Below are 16,040 nucleotides of genomic sequence, written 5' to 3'. Positions count from 1 at the left end.
ACCTCATTCCTTCCGTTCCGAGACAAGTTCTGCGCGGTGGGAGTCGATCCCACCTGATGGCGCTGGCTTGTGCTGGGGAGCTCTTACGTGAGAGACGAATAGTATGACTGCAGCGAGCGTACTTCAAGGCTTTGCTGCTTCATCGCGGCGATGGCGCGCACCGCCGCGTTCGAAGCCGCCGCCGTCGTGAAGTACGGAACCTTGCCGTACAGCGCCGAGGCGCGGATCGACTGGCTGTCCTTCAGCGACTGCTGACCCTCGGTGGTATTGAAGATCAGCGCGATGTCGCCGTCCTTGATCTTGTCGACGATGTGCGGCCGGCCTTCGAGCACCTTGTTGATGCGCTCGACCTTCAGCCCCTGCCCCGCCAGATAGTCGGCGGTGCCCGAGGTAGCGACGACGCGGAATCCGGCGTCGAGCAGCCCCTTCACGCCTTCGGCGATGATGACCTTGTCGCCGTCCTTCACCGACACAAAGGCCGTGCCCTGCATCGGCAGTACGGTGCCGGCACCGAGCTGCGACTTGGCAAAGGCGGTGGCGAAATCGCTGTCGATTCCCATGACTTCGCCGGTCGACTTCATCTCCGGCCCGAGAACGGGATCGACGCCAGGGAAGCGCGCAAAGGGGAACACGGCTTCCTTGACCGCGATGTACGGCAGCTCCGGCCGGACGAGCCCGAACGACGCCAGGCTCTCGCCGGCCATGATGCGCGAGGCGATCTTGGCGATCGGCTGGCCGATGGTCTTGGCGACGAACGGCACGGTGCGGCTGGCGCGCGGGTTGACCTCGATCAGGTACACCTCGCCGTCCTTCACCGCATATTGCACGTTCATCAGGCCGCGGACGTTCAGGGCCTTCGCCAGCTCATGCGTCTGCCGCTCGATCTCGGCAATGATCTCGGCCGGCAGGCTGTAGGGCGGCAGCGAGCAGGCGCTGTCGCCCGAATGGACGCCCGCCTCCTCGATATGCTGCAGCACGCCGGCGACATAGACATCGGTGCCGTCGGCGAGCGCGTCGACGTCGACCTCGATCGCGTCGCGCAGATACTGGTCGACCAGCACCGGCGAATCTCCCGACACCTGCACCGCCTCGCGGATGTAAGTCAGCACCTGCGCCGTCGAGTCGACGATCTCCATGGCGCGGCCGCCGAGCACATAGCTCGGGCGCAGCAGCACCGGGTAGCCGATGCCTTCGGCGATACGCACGGCCTCTTCCGCCGAGCGCGCGGTGCCGTTCGCCGGCTGCTTCAGCCCCAACTGGTCGATCAGCTCGGCGAAGCGCTCACGATCCTCGGCAAGATCGATGGCGTCGGGCGTGGTGCCGAGGATCGGGATGCCTGCATCCTCCAACCCCTGCGCCAGCTTCAGCGGCGTCTGGCCGCCGAACTGCACGATCACGCCGACCAGGGTGCCCTTCGACTGTTCGAGCGTCAGGATTTCGAGCACATCCTCCTGCGTCAGCGGCTCGAAATAGAGCCGGTCGGAGGTGTCATAATCGGTCGAGACCGTCTCGGGGTTGCAGTTGATCATGATCGTTTCGAACCCGGCGTCTCCGAGCGCGAAACAGGCATGGCAGCAGCAATAGTCGAACTCGATGCCCTGCCCGATGCGGTTGGGGCCGCCGCCGAGGATGACGACCTTGCGGCGGTCGCTCGGCTGGCTCTCGTCTTCGGGCACACCGAAGCTCGGCGCCTCGTAGGTCGAGTACATATAGGGCGTTTTCGCCTCGAACTCGGCGGCGCAGGTATCGATGCGCTTGAACACCGGGCGGACGCCGAGGTCGCGGCGCTGCTTCGCCACATCGGCCTCGGTGAGGCCGACCAGCTTCGCCAGCCGCGCGTCGGAAAAGCCCATCGCCTTCAGGCGGCGCAACGCCGCCGGGTCCCACGGCACACCCTTCGCCTCGACCTCGGCTTCGGCCGCGACGATCTCGGCGATGCGCTCGAGGAACCAGGGCTCGTAATGAGTGATGCGGTGGATATCCTCGACCGACCAGCCCTCGCGCAGCGCCTGAGCGGCAACCAGCAGGCGGTCGGGCGACGGCTTGGCCAGCTCGGCGGCGACATCGTCGCGGCTGGCGCCCTTGAGCGCCACCACGTCATCGAGCCCGGTGAGCCCCGTCTCCAGCCCGCGCAGCGCCTTCTGCAGGCTCTCGGCGAAGCTGCGACCGATCGCCATGACCTCGCCCACCGACTTCATCGCGGTGTGGAGATAGGGCTCGGCGCCCTTGAACTTCTCGAAGGCGAAGCGCGGGATCTTGGTGACGACGTAATCGATCGTCGGCTCGAACGACGCCGGCGTCGCCCCGGTGATGTCGTTGTCGATCTCGTCGAGCGTGTAGCCGACCGCGAGCTTTGCCGCGACCTTGGCGATCGGGAAGCCGGTCGCCTTCGACGCCAGCGCCGAGGAGCGCGAGACGCGCGGGTTCATCTCGATGACGACGAGGCGGCCGTCTTTCGGGTTGACTGCGAACTGAACGTTCGAACCGCCTGTTTCAACACCGATTTCACGCAACACCGCGATGCTCGCGTTGCGCATGATCTGATATTCCTTGTCGGTCAGCGTCAGCGCCGGCGCGACGGTGATCGAATCGCCCGTATGGACGCCCATCGGGTCGATATTCTCGATCGAGCAGATGATGATGGCGTTGTCCGCGCGGTCGCGGACCACCTCCATCTCATATTCCTTCCAGCCGAGCACCGACTCCTCGATCAGCACTTCGGTGGTCGGCGAGGCATCGAGGCCGCCGGTGACGATCGCCACGAACTCGTCGCGGTTATAGGCGATGCCGCCGCCCGTCCCGCCCATGGTGAACGATGGCCGGATGATCGCCGGCAGGCCGGTGTGGTCGAGCGCGGCGAGCGCCTCGTCGAGCGTATGCGCGATGGCGGAGCGCGGCGATTCGAGGCCGATCTTGTCCATCGCCTCGCGGAACTTCAGCCGGTCCTCGGCCTTGTCGATGGCTTCCGCATCGGCGCCGATCAGCTGCACGCCGAACTTCGCCAAGGTGCCGTCGGCGGCGAGCGCCAGCGCGGTGTTGAGCGCCGTCTGCCCGCCCATCGTCGGCAGCACCGCGTCGGGCCGCTCCTTCTCGATGATCTTGGCGACGATGGCCGGGGTGATCGGCTCGACATAGGTCGCGTCGGCCATGTCCGGGTCGGTCATGATCGTGGCGGGGTTCGAGTTGACCAGGATGATCCGGTACCCCTCCTCCTTCAGGACCTTGCAGGCCTGCGTCCCCGAATAATCGAACTCCGCCGCCTGCCCGATGATGATCGGGCCGGCGCCGATGATGAGGATGGAGGAGATGTCGGTACGCTTGGGCATCGGCTGCGATCTATTCCCTGGGCATCATGGGCGGCGACGTGAAGCCGAGCTTCAGCGAGGTGACCGGGCCATATTTTCCGTTGTCGAGGTCGGCGACGAACGAGGTCACCTCGTCGGTGCTGGTTACGTTGACCGGCTTGATCCGGGCATGCTCGGCGGCCTGCTCGACCGTCCAGCCGAGGTCGGCGGCGGCGGCCATCGCGCGGGCCTGCGTCTCGGGCGGGCCGGCGACGAGCAGCACGCTGTCCTTGGCGCGCACCAGCTCGGTGGCGATCTCCTCGTGCGACGGCTCCGAGCGCGAGCAGGCCGCAGCGGCGGCCAGCAAGGTCAGCGCAAGGGCGGCGCGGCGGGTCACTTACCGACCTTCAATTGATCGACGAAGCGCTGGAACAGATAATGGCTGTCCTGCGGGCCCGGGCTCGCCTCGGGGTGGTACTGGACGCTGAATGCCGGGCGGTCGGTCAATTCGAGGCCGGCGAGCGAGCCGTCGAACAGGCTGACATGCGTCGGCCTGGCGTTCGCCGGCAAGGTGTCCACCTCGACCGCGAAGCCGTGGTTCATGCTGGTGATCTCGACCTTGCCGTCGCCGAGGCGCTTTACCGGATGGTTCGCGCCGCGGTGTCCCTGGTGCATCTTCGAGGTCTTGGCGCCGACCGCGAGCCCGAGCAGCTGGTGGCCGAGGCAGATGCCGAACACCGGCGTCGCGGCGGCGAGCAGCTGCTGGATCACCGGGACGGCATAGGTGCCGGTCGCCGCCGGGTCGCCGGGGCCGTTCGACAGGAAGATGCCGTCGGGCGCATGCGCCATGATCTCGTCATAGGTCGCCGTCGCCGGCACCACCGTCACGCGCGCGCCGGCGTTGACGAGGTTGCGGAGGATGTTGCGCTTGATGCCGTAGTCGATGGCGACGACGTGCGGGCCGGCCGGGTTGGCGCTGTGCGTCGCGTAGCCCTGACCCAAGGTCCAGACGCCGTCGTCCCACTTGTAGGTCTGGCGGGTCGACACCTCCTTGGCGAGGTCCATGCCCTCGAGGCCCGGCCATTCCCGCGCCTTGGCGATCAGCGCTTCGGTGTCGAACTTGCCGTCCTGGCGGTGCGCGATGACGCCGTTCGGCGCGCCCGCGATGCGGATGCGGCGGGTCAGCGCGCGGGTGTCGACGCCGGCAAGGCCGATACGGTCGAAGCTCTTCAGCCACTCGTCGAAGCCGCGGGTCGCGCGCCAGCTCTGCGGCTCGGTCACATCCTCGCGGATGATGGCGCCGAGCGCGTAAGGGTTGGTCGCCTCGACGTCCTCGTTGTTCGCGCCGACATTGCCGATGTGCGGGAAGGTGAAATTGATGATCTGCGCCGCGTAGGACGGATCGGTCATGATCTCCTGATAGCCGGTCATCGCGGTGTTGAAGCACACCTCGCCAACCGCCTCGCCCTCGGCGCCGAGGCCACGGCCCCAGATGAGCGTCCCGTCGGCCAATGCGAGCACGCCGGTCGCTCCGTGCGGGGGCTGGGCGGCGGGATCGGCCACGCGAGGTTCCTTCAGGCTGGGGGGCGGGTAAACGGCCGCTAGGTAGGTAGCGCTCCTCTCGCGGTCAATTCTATTATTTCCCGCTCGCCCCGGCTACGGTGATCGCTTTCCGAATCGAGAGAGTTTCCGATGATCCGCGACGACATCAAGGCCGCGACGATCGACGCCATGAAGGCGCGCGACGAGCGCCGCGTCAGCGCGCTGCGCATGATGACGGCCGCCATTAAGAACAAGGACATCGAGCTGCGCACCGCCGCCACCACGCTCGATGACGACCAGGTCGTCGCCGACGTGCTGACCAAGATGGCGAAGCAGCGCCGCGAGTCGATCGAGATGTACCTCTCGGGCAACCGCCCCGAACTCGCCGACGCCGAGCGCGCCGAGCTGGCGGTCATCGAGAGCTTCCTGCCGCAGCAGATGGACCCGGCGCAGGCGCAGGATGCGGTGCGCTCGCTCGTCGAGGAGCTGGGCGCCAAGGGGCCGCAGGACATGGGCCGGGTGATGGCCGAGCTGAAGCAGCGCTTCGCCGGCCAGATCGACATGAGTCGCGCCAGCCTGATGGTGAAGCAGGCGCTGACGCAGTAGCGCGACGCATCCGGCCGCCGGCTAGAACCGCCGCCGCCCGACCAAACCAACCCGTCATACCGGCGAAAGCCGGTATCCAGCTCGACGGTCGGTCTGGATACCGGCTTTCGCCGGTATGACGGATGGTGGGTGGCAGCATGAAGCGCCCTTCCAACGTCGTTTCGCACCCCCTTCCGGCGACAATATGCGGATAGGCGGCCCCGCCCCTGCGAGTTACACAGGCAGCATGGCCTTTCCCGAAACCTTTCTGGACGAACTGCGCGCCCGCGTTGGGCTGGTGCAGGTCATCCAGCGGCGGGTGAAGCTCACCAAGGCGGGGCGCGAGTGGAAGGGCTGCTGCCCGTTCCACAACGAGAAGACGCCGAGCTTCTACGTCAACGAGGACAAGGGCTTCTATCATTGCTTCGGCTGCGGCGCGCACGGCGACGTCATCCGCTTCGTCGTCGAGCAGGAGGGGCTGCGCTTCCCCGAAGCCGTGCGCAGCCTTGCGGCCGAAGCGGGCCTCGCCATCCCCGAGGAATCGCCTGAGGCGCGCGAGCGGCAGAAGGCGCAGGCCGGGCTCCATGACATCACCAGCGCGGCGGCGACCTGGTTCACCGAGCAGCTCGGCGGCCTGTCGGGCGCCAATGCCCGCCGCTACATCGAAGAACGCGGGCTGACGCCCGAGACGCAGAAGCGCTTCCTCCTCGGCTACGCGCCCGACGGCAACAAGCTGAAGTCGGCGCTGGCCAAGCATGGCGAGGCCAAGCTCACCGAGGTCGGGCTGATCGGCCATGCCGAGGAGCGTGACGAAAGCTACGACCGCTTCCGCAACCGCCTGATGTTCCCGATCCGCGACCCGCGCGGGCGGGTGGTGGGCTTCGGTGGGCGTATCCTCGGCGACGGGCAGCCGAAATATCTGAACTCGCCCGATACCGCGCTCTTCGACAAGGGCCGGCTGCTCTACAATCTCGACCTGGCGGGACCGCTGGCGCGCAAGTCGGGGCGGCTGATCGTCGTCGAAGGCTATATGGACACGATCGCGCTGGCGCAGGCCGGCGTCGAGGAAGCGGTGGCGCCCTTGGGCACCGCGCTGACCGAATGGCAGCTGCAATTGCTGTGGCGCGTCGTGCCCGAGCCGGTGCTCTGCTTCGATGGCGACGCCGCCGGCAAGCGCGCCGCCGAGCGCGCCACCCTGAAGGCGCTCCCCCTCCTCGCCCCCGGCCAGTCGCTGCGTATCCTGACGCTCCCCGAGGGCCAGGATCCCGACGATCTGGTGAAGGTCGAGGGCAAGGAAGGCTTCGAGGCGCGGCTCGCCAACGCATCGCCGCTCTATGAGTATCTCTGGCAGACGGTGGTCGCCGCCTCGCGCGCGGACACGCCCGAGACGCGCGCGGCGATCAAGGCGAAGCTGCGCGAGCATGTCGGGACCATCGCCGACAAGGACGTGCGCGAGCAGTATCGCCTGCTCACCGACGACCTGTTCTTCCGGCATTTCGGCTGGGGCAGCCGCAGCGCCGCCGCGCCGCTGCCGCCGCGGTCTCAGCCGCAGCGCTGGCCGCGCGACATCGCCGCTGCGACGCATTCGGTGCTGATCGGCCTGCTCAACCACCCGCCGGTCGCCGCCGACAATCCGGAGAGTGTCGCTCGCCTCACCATCGGCAATCGCAAACGGCAGCGGCTGCGCGATGGCCTGCTGAGCGCGCTCGGCTGGAACCCGGAGCTGACCCGCGAGGAACTCGACGAGACGCTGCGCGCCGACGGGCTCGCCGCGATCATCGACGAGGCGCGCGACAGCTATTCGCTGCATTATTCCTTCACCTCGGCCCGCTCCGACGAGGCGCGCGCCCGCTCGATGCTGGCGACGATGCTGAAGGCGCTCGCCGACTATCAGGACGTCGCGGTCGAGAAGATCGTCGTGCAGAACGAGCTGCGCGAGCTCGACGAGGGCGAGGATTCCGACCGCGACGAGCGCGCCGCGGCGCTGATGGAGCGGCGCCGCGAGCTGAGCGCTGCCGAGCGGGCGATCAACGAGCGGCTGGCGCGCTGGCACGAGGATCACGGCCCTGACCCCGACCTCCGCGCCCGATCGACGCACGGCCACACGCCGGAGCCCGAGCCGGGCTCTCCGGCGCAGGCCGACGACCGCGATGTCGCCGGCACAAAGGCCGCCTGAGACGAGCGGTGATTCGCGAACCTTGACAATCCGCCGCCCGGAAACACATTAGCCGGGTATAATTAGCCGCCCTGACTGGACGAGGTGCGGCGGACCAAGAGAAAAGCCTTTATCTGCAACCATTTGGCTGCGACCGCCGCTGCGGGCGCGTGAAGCCGATGTGTTGGCAGCTACTCCGCCGGCGCTTCTGACAGGCCGGCAAGCGACATTCGGGGCGTTCCGGGCGTTAGGCCCGTGAAGGCCATGATATAAAAACCGGGACGGTTGGCGCGGTCGACGCAGCCGCCGTTCCCCAAAACGGACGGTGACCGGGAATGGCGAAGACCACGGCGGCTCAGACGGATGCTCCCGAGGCGAAGGGCGAAGGCGACGGCGCTCCCCTGCTCGATCTCAACGAGGGCAACGTCAAGAAGCTGATCCTCCGCGCCAAGAAGCGCGGCTACATCACCTATGACGAGCTGAACGAGGCGCTGCCGCAGGACCAGATGTCCTCCGAGCAGATCGAGGATGTGATGTCGGCCCTTTCCGAGATGGGCATCAACATCGTCGAGAACGAGGAACAGGGCGAGGACGGCGAGTCCGCCAACAACGACGACGATGACGATGATGTCGCCGGCGTCGACGCCGACGATTCGGTCGCTGCCGCACCGACCGTCGCCGCGCCCAAGGAAAAGCTCGACCGCACCGACGATCCGGTGCGCATGTACCTGCGCGAGATGGGCGCGGTGGAGCTGCTGTCGCGCGAGGGCGAAATCGCCATCGCCAAGCGCATCGAGGCCGGCCGCAACACTATGATCGCGGGCCTCTGCGAGAGCCCCCTCACCTTCAACGCTATCATCGACTGGTCGACCGCCCTCAACGAAGGCCGGATGCAGCTGCGCGAGATCCTCGATCTCGACGCCATGCTGCACAAGGACCCGACCGAGGAGCAGGTCGAGGGCGGCGAGTCGTCGGACCTTCCCGCCGCGCCGGCTTACAAGGAAGACGCTGAAGAGGAGGCCGAGGAGGCCCCCGCCGCGTCCGACGAGGACGAGTTTACCGAGCGGCGCGCTCCGCGCCAGAGCTTCGACGACGACGAGGAGGACAACACCCTCTCGCTCGCCGCGATGGAAGAGCTGCTGAAGCCGGCGGCGATCGAGAAGTTCGCCGAGCTGGGCGGCGTCTACAAGAAGTTCCACAAGCTGCAGGAAGCGCGGCTCGTTGCGCTGCACGGCGGCGGCGACTTCTCCGATGGCGACGAGAAGAAGTATCAGAAGCTCCGCCAGGAACTGACCGAACTGGTCACCGCGATCGCGTTCAACAACGCCAAGATCGAGTTCCTCGTCGATCAGCTCTACAGCTACAACCGCAAGCTGATGTCGCTCGGCGGCCAGACGCTTCGCCTCGCCGAGCGCCACCGCATCAACCGCAAGGCCTTCCTCGACGAATATCTCGGCAACGAGCTCGACGAGGGCTGGCTGGCGCGCGTCGGCGGCATCGACAAGAAGTGGACGGCGTTCGCCGACACCGAGCGCGACGCGGTCGAGAAGATCCGCCGCGAAGTGGCCGACATCGCCAATGCGACGGGCGTCGAGCTCAACGAGTTCCGCCGCATCGTCAACATGGTGCAGAAGGGCGAGCGCGAGGCGCGTATCGCCAAGAAGGAAATGGTCGAGGCGAACCTCCGCCTCGTGATCTCCATCGCGAAGAAGTACACGAACCGCGGCCTGCAGTTCCTTGATCTCATTCAGGAAGGCAACATCGGCCTGATGAAGGCGGTCGACAAGTTCGAGTATCGCCGCGGCTATAAATTCTCGACCTACGCCACCTGGTGGATCCGGCAGGCGATCACCCGCTCGATCGCCGATCAGGCGCGCACCATCCGCATCCCGGTGCACATGATCGAGACGATCAACAAGCTGGTGCGCACCGGTCGTCAGTTCCTCCACGAGCATGGCCGCGAGGCGACGCCCGAGGATCTCGCCGAGCGGCTGTCGATGCCGCTCGAAAAGGTCCGCAAGGTGATGAAGATCGCCAAGGAGCCGATCAGCCTCGAGACGCCGATCGGCGACGAGGAGGATTCGCACCTCGGCGACTTCATCGAGGACAAGAACGCCGTCATCCCGGTCGACGCCGCGATTCACTCGAACCTCAAGGAGACGGTGACCCGCGTGCTGGCGTCGCTGACCCCGCGCGAGGAACGCGTGCTGCGCATGCGCTTCGGCATCGGCATGAACACCGATCACACGCTCGAGGAGGTCGGCCAGCAGTTCAGCGTGACCCGCGAACGTATCCGCCAGATCGAGGCGAAGGCGCTCAGGAAGCTCAAGCACCCGTCGCGCAGCCGGAAGATGCGCAGCTTCCTCGACACCTGATCGAGGGAGGGCTAGCCTCATCGCCGATGAAGCTGGCCCTCTCTCCCCACACCACCACCCGTCATACCGGCGAAAGCCGGTATCCAGCACGAGCATCGGTCTGGATACCGGCTTTCGCCGGTATGACGATGTGGGCGGTAGCAGCGCTGGTCGCGCCCTCACCCGCCTATGCCGCAGAAACGCGCTCGGCCGTCCCCGGCGCGCCATCCCCGAAAGCCACCCTCGCCGATCTCCAGTGGATGGTCGGCACCTGGGAAGGCGAAGGGCTCGGCGGCGCGGTGCGGGAGAGCTATTCGCCGCCCGCCGGCGGCCAGATGGTCGGCCATTTCCGCTCGCTGCGCGACGGCAAGCCCGCCTTCTACGAACTGGTGATGCTCGCCGAGGTCGATGGTTCGCTCGAATATCGGGTGAAGCATTTCAATCCCGACATGACCGCGTGGGAGGAAAAGGCGCAGGTGGTGCGCTTCCCGCTGGTCGCGGTCGAGAAGGACGTCTGGTATTTCAACGGCCTGACCATCCGCCGCACCGGCCCGGACAGCGTCACCCATTTCGTCCGCATCGGCAGCAAGGACGGCAAGACCAGCGAAGCGGGCTTCACCTATCGCCGGGTGAAGCCGTGAGGACCGTTTTCAGCCGCCTCCTCCCTTTCCGTCATACCGGCGAAAGCCGGTATCCAGTCGGGCGGTCGGCCTGGATACCGGCTTTCGCCGGTATGACGATAGGAGCGGTGGCGGCGCTTGCGGTTCCATCGCCCGCCCACGCCGATCCCCTGCTCGACCGCCTTGTCGCCGAGGCGAAAACCGTCGGCCCCGACGATTTCGCCTGGACGCGCACCTCGAAGCAAGAGCAGCGCAGCGGCAGCGAGGTGAAGGCCCGCACCATCGTCGAGCGCTACGACCCGTCACGCCCCGTCGGCCAGCGCTGGACCCTGGTCAGCATCGACGGCAAGGCGCCGCCAGCCGATGACGTGCGCGACCACGCCAAGGCGATGAAGGACGCGCTGGTGCCGAACTATGGCCGCGTGGCCGCCTATTTCGGCGCCGGGGCACAGCGCAAGCCGGGCGCGAAGCCGGCCTACCTCGCCGCGAAGCTCCCCAAAGGCGCGCTGCTGCTCGGCAAATCGGACCTGTCGGCCAGCGCGCGGGCGGAGGTACTGGTCGCCGACGGCCCCCGCCCGTTCGTCGAGCGGCTGGATGTCGTCACCACCAAGCCGGTACGGATGATGCTGGTCGCCAAGGTCGACCGCATGGAGGCGACCAGCCGCTACAAGCTGATGCCCGACGGCCGTCCGGTGCTCGCCGAGCAGATGAGCGAGATGCACGGGTCGATGATGGGCAAGGAAGGCTCGATGCGCACCGTGACCACCTACAGCGATCACCGGGCTGTTAGCCCGCGATAGAGGCGCGCGATCACCCCTCGACCCTGCGCGCCACCGCCGCACCCCCATTAAGCCGGTCTTTACGTCCTTCGGTTAGCCTCTTCGCTCAAGTTGCTTTGGGAGGAGAGTCGGCATGGCGGCGCTGGCGTTTCGGCTGGACGCGGACGCGGATGATCCGCACGCATTCGCCGGGGAACTGATCGCGACGGCCGCAGCGGCGACGCGCAGCCACGCCCATGCCGTCAGCGTCGCGCTGGCGAGCTCCGACGATCCTTCGCGCGTCGAAGCGCTGCACTTCTTCGCGCTGCTGCACGCCGAGCGTCCCAGCGTCGCGGCGATGGCCGCCTCGGTCGATCCCGACCGGTGGCTAGCGTCCTTCGCCGAGCGATTCGAAGCCGAGCGCGCGTGGATTGGCCGATCGACCATTACCGTCGCCGCTCCCCGCCGCACCGACCTGTCGCGCCACGAACATCTGGTGCGCGGGCAGCGCGAGGCGATGTTGACGCTCGCCCGCTCCGACCGCGCCGGCTGCGCGCTCGGTGCCGTCGCTGCGCTCGCCGCCGACTGGCCGGCGCTGCGCTCCGCGCTGGCCGGAGAGGTGCCTGAGCATGCCGATATCGAGATCGCCACAGCCATTGCCGCCGTCGCGCATAGCCCCGCTTCGCGCCGCGCGATCGGCTTCGGTGCGGCGCAGATGACCGCGATTCACCGCACCCTGTGGGATCTGCTCGAGGCTCGCCAAGCTGCCAGCTTGCCGTGAGGATTACCCTTCCCTAGCTTGCGCCCGCCAAGCGAGGGAGAAATCATGCGTTTTGACGGCACCAGCGCCTATGTCGCCACCGATGATCTGAAGGTGGCGGTCAACGCCGCGGCCACGTTGCGCCGCCCGCTGCTGGTCAAGGGCGAGCCCGGCACCGGCAAGACCGTGCTGGCGCAGGAGATCGCCAAGGCTTTCGACGCGCCTTTGATCGAGTGGCACATCAAGTCGACCACCAAGGCGCAGCAGGGCCTCTACGAATATGACGCGGTGAGCCGCCTGCGCGACAGTCAGCTGGGCGACGAGCGGGTGAAGGACATCCGCAACTACATCCGCAAGGGCAAGCTGTGGGAGGCGTTCACCAGCGAGCAGCTCCCCGTCCTGCTGATCGACGAAATCGACAAGGCGGACATCGAGTTTCCGAACGACCTGCTGCTCGAAATCGACCGCATGCAGTTCCACGTCTACGAAACCGGCGAGAATATCATCGCCAGGCAGCGGCCGATCGTCGTCATCACCTCGAACAACGAGAAGGAACTGCCCGACGCCTTCCTGCGCCGCTGCTTCTTCCACTATATCAAGTTTCCGGATCGCGAGACGATGCAGGCCATCGTCGACGTCCACTTCCCCGATATCCAGAAGGAGTTGGTCCGCGAGGCGCTGACCGTCTTCTACGATATCCGCGACGTGCCGGGGATGAAGAAGAAGCCGTCGACCAGCGAGCTGCTCGACTGGCTGAAGCTGCTGATGCACGAGGAGTTGCCGCTCGACGTCCTGCAGTCGCGCGACCCCAAGAAGCTGATCCCGCCGCTGCATGGCGCGCTCCTGAAGAACGAGCAGGACGTGATGCTGTTCGAGCGACTGGCCTTCATGTCGCGGCGCCAGGGCAACGCCTGATCGCCTGCGACAGCGTGCGCGGCTGACGCCGCCGCGCGGGATGGGTTAGCAGCATTTCGGCGAGTCGCTCGGGGGAGCGTTCACCGAGGGGGTTTATTCGATGTTCCTGCCGTCTTCGCTCGTCGAACGGGTCGCGCTGCGCGTGGCGCTCGCCGCGCCGATCTTCGTCATGCTGCTCTCGGCCTCGGTACAGGCCGATTTCATCGACATGAGCCTGCGCGCGCTGACGATGACCGCGATGGCCGGCTGCGCGCTCTGGTGCATCTTCGTGCCGCGCCTGCCCTCGATGGCCCACCTGCTGCTGCTCGCCACCGGCATCATCTTCAGCGGCTTCGCCTACGGCCTGGGCTTACGCGGTTTCACCGACTACGCCCCGCTGCTGATGATCGCGCCGCAGGCGCTGCTGTTCGGCACCTCGATCCAGCATGTGCTGGAAGACGCGGGCGGCGAACGCGCCTGATCTTGTCCCTCTCCCGCTTGCGGGAGAGGTTAGGTGAGGGTGTGCGAGCGTCAGCGAGCCCTTCGGCGGCCGATCACCCTCACCCTCCCACCGCTTCGCGGCGGGCCCCTCCCTCCCGCAAGCGGGCGAGGGATTCTCAGCGCAGCAGCAGCCCGCCATCGATCGCGAGGCTCTGGCCGGTGATGTAGCTCGCCGCCGGGCTGGCGAGAAACAGGATCGCGTCGGCGATTTCCGCCGGCTGGCCCCAGCGCTGCATCGGGATCGCCTTCAGCAGCCGCTTCTCGACATCGGGGTTCTCCCGCGCGCGGCCGGTCATCCGCGTCTCGATGAAGCCCGGCGCCACCATGTTCACCCGCACGCCGTCCGCCGACCATTTGTCGCCGAGCGCCCGCGTCAGCCCGAGGATCGCGGTCTTCGAGGTGGTGTAGGCCGGCTGATCCTTGATCGCGAGGAAAGACGACAGCGAACCGACGTTGATCACCGCGCCTTTAGCGGCGGCCAGCGCCGGGTGGAAGCGCAGGCACAGGTCCATCACCGCGGTGAGGTTGACCTCGATGACGCGCGAGAAGCCCTCCAGCGTATATTCATCGGGCGCACCCATGCCGGCATTGTTGACCAGCACGTCGAGCGCCGGGATGGCCGCGGCCAGCGCGGCGCGCTTGTCCGCCTCGCCCATCGCGACGCGGTGGTAGGTGAAGCCCGACAGATCGTCCTCATAGTCGGCCGCCGCGTCGCGCGTGCCGGTGATATGAACCGTCGCCCCGGCGTTGCGGAAGGCCACGGCGGTGGCATGGCCAATGCCCTGGCTGCCGCCGGTGACGAGGACGATCTTGCCCTTGGCCCAGCTCATGCCGTGGCTCCTCCGTCGATCAGGATCGATTCGCCGGTGATATAGGCCGCGATATCGCTGCACAGGAACAGGATGGCCCCGCCAACATCGCGCGGCTCGCCGAGGCGCTTCAGCGGGATCGCTGCCTCGGTCGCGACGGCGCGCGCCTCGTTACCCCAGGTCACCTCGGTCATCTTGGTGCGGATCAACCCCGGCGCGACAAGATTCACCCGCACGCCGTCGCCGGCGAAGGCCATCGCCAGCGACCTGGTGAGCGTCCTGAGCCCACCCTTCGACGCCGAATAGGCCGGCTGACCGACCACACCCTTGAAGCTCGCCACCGAGCCGACGTTGACGATCGAGCCCTTGGCGGCCCGTAGCTGTGGCAAAAATTTGGTCGACAGCTGCATGAAGCCGGTGAGGTTCGCCGAGATCACCTTCTCGAAATTCTCGATCTCGAACTCGGCGCGCTTGTACATGACCATGCCGGCGGCGATCACCAGCGCGTCGAGGCCGGCGATACCGGGATCGAACGCCGTCACCGCATTGCGGTCGCCGATGTCGAGGCGATGGTAGGTCAGCCCGGTCAGGTCGCCGTCGGTGCCTTCATAGGCCGCCGCGTCGGCACGGGTGCCGGTAACATGGACGGTGGCGCCCGCCTCGCGGAACATCTGCGCGGCCGCATTGCCGATGCCCGTCGAGCCGCCGACCACGAGCGCGGTCTTCCCTGCAAAGTCGAGACCGATCACCCTGCCCCCTTGCCTAGCTTGTTGGTCGCGTCAGGCGCGCTAGCTTGCGTATCGGAAGGATCGGCGATGAGCTTGCTCGACGGCAAGGTGGCGGTTGTGACAGGGGCCGGGCGCGGCATCGGCCGCGCGCATGCGCTGGCGCTTGCTGCCGCCGGTGCGCGCGTCGTCGTCAACGATCTCGGCGGCTCGGTGCTAGGCGAAGGTGGCGACGCCGATGCGGCCAATGCCGTTGCCGAGGAAATCCGCGACGCCGGCGGCCAGGCGGTCGCCAACCTCGCCTCGGTCGCCGACTGGGACGGTGCCGCGACCATCGTCGAGCAGGCGGTGCGCACCTTCGGCCAGCTCGACATCGTCGTGAACAACGCCGGCATCAACCGGCCCGCCGCCATCGCCGACATGACCGAGGCCGATTTCGACCTCGAGATCGCCGTTCACCTGAAGGGCACCGCCGCCGTCACCCGCGCCGCCGCCGCCCACTGGCGCGACCGCGGGCCCGAACTGGGCCGCGCGCTGATCAACACCACCTCGCCGGTCGGGCTCCACCCGATGCCGGCGGGCGCCGCCTATGGCGCGGCGAAGGCCGGCATCGCCGCCTTCACGCAGGTCGCGGCGCAGGAGCTGGCCGAGTTGGGCATCCGCGCCAACGCCATCGCGCCGAGCGGGCGGACGCGGATGGTCGAGGCGTCCGACTTCGTGCTGGCGCAGATGCCCAGGCGCGACGGCTTCGACCGGCATTTGCCCGAACATATCGCGCCGCTGATCGTCTACCTCGCCTCGCCGCTCTGCCGCTTTACCGGCCGCGTGTTCGGCGTCGAAGGCGGCGACGTCGTGCTGTTCGCGCCGTGGGACGGCGAGCATCTGATCAGCAACGGCGACGCGACCTGGACGCCCGAAGGGCTGGCCGCCGCGCTCGATCCCCTGCCCGCGCAGGCGAACACCCGCGCCTTCTTCCCCGGCGGCCGCCTCGACACTGTGAGCCCGCCCCACCGCACCCTGAAGGCGCTGGCCGCCGTGCCGCGCGACAGCTAG

General features: G+C 67.4%; 14 protein-coding genes. 9 read left to right on the top strand and 5 right to left on the bottom strand.

The window, feature by feature from the left end; genetic code table 11:
* Positions 1–83: 83 nt before the first annotated feature.
* From carB to carA, 3 genes are read right to left on the bottom strand one after another with little or no spacing between them, the layout of a single operon-like run.
* A complete protein-coding gene (gene carB / locus ACFOMD_RS13665) occupies positions 84–3,326 on the bottom strand; it encodes a carbamoyl-phosphate synthase large subunit (RefSeq protein ID WP_380862297.1) in 3,243 nt (1,080 codons plus the stop codon).
* A gap of 10 nt (positions 3,327–3,336) precedes the next feature.
* A complete protein-coding gene (locus tag ACFOMD_RS13660) occupies positions 3,337–3,681 on the bottom strand; it encodes a hypothetical protein (RefSeq protein WP_380862295.1) in 345 nt (114 codons plus the stop codon).
* Positions 3,678–4,847 (bottom strand): glutamine-hydrolyzing carbamoyl-phosphate synthase small subunit, encoded by a 1,170-nt coding sequence (carA, locus tag ACFOMD_RS13655; RefSeq protein WP_380862293.1) that lies wholly within the window; start codon positions 4,845–4,847, stop codon positions 3,678–3,680. Before carA ends, ACFOMD_RS13660 begins: the two co-directional genes overlap by 4 nt.
* Positions 4,848–4,976: 129 nt before the next feature.
* Here carA and ACFOMD_RS13650 point away from each other — a divergent pair, with 129 nt between their 5' ends.
* The 8 genes from ACFOMD_RS13650 (at position 4,977) to ACFOMD_RS13615 (ending at position 13,433) form a co-directional block, all read left to right on the top strand.
* Entirely contained in the window at positions 4,977–5,432 is a 456-nt protein-coding gene (locus ACFOMD_RS13650) for a GatB/YqeY domain-containing protein (RefSeq protein WP_380862291.1), read from the top strand.
* A gap of 226 nt (positions 5,433–5,658) precedes the next feature.
* Positions 5,659–7,587: a DNA primase gene (dnaG, locus tag ACFOMD_RS13645; RefSeq protein WP_380862289.1), complete on the top strand. Its 1,929-nt coding sequence runs from the start codon at positions 5,659–5,661 to the stop codon at positions 7,585–7,587.
* A gap of 314 nt (positions 7,588–7,901) precedes the next feature.
* The gene (gene rpoD / locus ACFOMD_RS13640; RefSeq protein WP_380862287.1) at positions 7,902–9,941 is read left to right on the top strand and encodes an RNA polymerase sigma factor RpoD; all 2,040 of its coding nucleotides are present in this window, start codon (positions 7,902–7,904) and stop codon (positions 9,939–9,941) included.
* Between the two features lie 122 nt (positions 9,942–10,063).
* A complete protein-coding gene (locus tag ACFOMD_RS13635) occupies positions 10,064–10,561 on the top strand; it encodes a DUF6265 family protein (RefSeq protein WP_380862285.1) in 498 nt (165 codons plus the stop codon).
* Between the two features lie 92 nt (positions 10,562–10,653).
* Entirely contained in the window at positions 10,654–11,340 is a 687-nt protein-coding gene (locus tag ACFOMD_RS13630; protein WP_380862283.1) for a hypothetical protein, read from the top strand.
* A 112-nt stretch (positions 11,341–11,452) separates the two neighbouring features.
* Positions 11,453–12,079 carry a DUF6975 family protein gene (locus ACFOMD_RS13625; protein ID WP_380862281.1) on the top strand — a complete coding sequence of 209 codons (627 nt, stop codon included), beginning with the start codon at positions 11,453–11,455 and terminating at the stop codon, positions 12,077–12,079.
* A 45-nt stretch (positions 12,080–12,124) separates the two neighbouring features.
* Positions 12,125–12,973: an AAA family ATPase gene (locus ACFOMD_RS13620; protein WP_380862279.1), complete on the top strand. Its 849-nt coding sequence runs from the start codon at positions 12,125–12,127 to the stop codon at positions 12,971–12,973.
* 100 nt (positions 12,974–13,073) lie between these two features.
* A complete protein-coding gene (locus ACFOMD_RS13615; RefSeq protein ID WP_380862277.1) occupies positions 13,074–13,433 on the top strand; it encodes a hypothetical protein in 360 nt (119 codons plus the stop codon).
* Between the two features lie 136 nt (positions 13,434–13,569).
* On the opposite strand, the gene ACFOMD_RS13610 is transcribed toward ACFOMD_RS13615, so the two are convergent.
* On the bottom strand, positions 13,570–14,283 hold the full coding sequence (locus ACFOMD_RS13610) for an SDR family NAD(P)-dependent oxidoreductase (RefSeq protein WP_380862275.1): 714 nt from the start codon (positions 14,281–14,283) through the stop codon (positions 13,570–13,572).
* Entirely contained in the window at positions 14,280–15,011 is a 732-nt protein-coding gene (locus ACFOMD_RS13605) for an SDR family NAD(P)-dependent oxidoreductase (protein ID WP_380862273.1), read from the bottom strand. The genes ACFOMD_RS13610 and ACFOMD_RS13605 overlap by 4 nt, the downstream gene beginning before the upstream one ends.
* A gap of 66 nt (positions 15,012–15,077) precedes the next feature.
* Here ACFOMD_RS13605 and ACFOMD_RS13600 point away from each other — a divergent pair, with 66 nt between their 5' ends.
* The gene (locus tag ACFOMD_RS13600) at positions 15,078–16,040 is read left to right on the top strand and encodes an SDR family NAD(P)-dependent oxidoreductase (RefSeq protein ID WP_380862271.1); all 963 of its coding nucleotides are present in this window, start codon (positions 15,078–15,080) and stop codon (positions 16,038–16,040) included.

It is taken from the genome of Sphingoaurantiacus capsulatus, assembly GCF_042648405.1.
Classification (GTDB): domain Bacteria; phylum Pseudomonadota; class Alphaproteobacteria; order Sphingomonadales; family Sphingomonadaceae; genus Sphingoaurantiacus; species Sphingoaurantiacus capsulatus.
The sequence above is the reverse complement of the archived record's forward strand: the minus strand, read 5'-3'. Positions and strand labels throughout refer to the sequence as shown.

What these genes read in the sequence shown, in the direction of transcription:
- ACFOMD_RS13630 (WP_380862283.1), top strand. Translation starts at nt 10,654, where the DNA reads ATGACGATAGGAGCGGTGGCGGCGCTTGCGGTTCCATCGCCCGCCCAC.
- ACFOMD_RS13635 (WP_380862285.1), top strand. Translation starts at nt 10,064, where the DNA reads ATGACGATGTGGGCGGTAGCAGCGCTGGTCGCGCCCTCACCCGCCTAT.
- dnaG (WP_380862289.1), top strand. Translation starts at nt 5,659, where the DNA reads ATGGCCTTTCCCGAAACCTTTCTGGACGAACTGCGCGCCCGCGTTGGG.
- rpoD (WP_380862287.1), top strand. Translation starts at nt 7,902, where the DNA reads ATGGCGAAGACCACGGCGGCTCAGACGGATGCTCCCGAGGCGAAGGGC.
- ACFOMD_RS13625 (WP_380862281.1), top strand. Translation starts at nt 11,453, where the DNA reads ATGGCGGCGCTGGCGTTTCGGCTGGACGCGGACGCGGATGATCCGCAC.
- ACFOMD_RS13615 (WP_380862277.1), top strand. Translation starts at nt 13,074, where the DNA reads ATGTTCCTGCCGTCTTCGCTCGTCGAACGGGTCGCGCTGCGCGTGGCG.
- ACFOMD_RS13610 (WP_380862275.1), bottom strand. Translation starts at nt 14,283, where the DNA reads ATGAGCTGGGCCAAGGGCAAGATCGTCCTCGTCACCGGCGGCAGCCAG.
- carB (WP_380862297.1), bottom strand. Translation starts at nt 3,326, where the DNA reads ATGCCCAAGCGTACCGACATCTCCTCCATCCTCATCATCGGCGCCGGC.
- ACFOMD_RS13600 (WP_380862271.1), top strand. Translation starts at nt 15,078, where the DNA reads ATGAGCTTGCTCGACGGCAAGGTGGCGGTTGTGACAGGGGCCGGGCGC.
- ACFOMD_RS13620 (WP_380862279.1), top strand. Translation starts at nt 12,125, where the DNA reads ATGCGTTTTGACGGCACCAGCGCCTATGTCGCCACCGATGATCTGAAG.
- ACFOMD_RS13650 (WP_380862291.1), top strand. Translation starts at nt 4,977, where the DNA reads ATGATCCGCGACGACATCAAGGCCGCGACGATCGACGCCATGAAGGCG.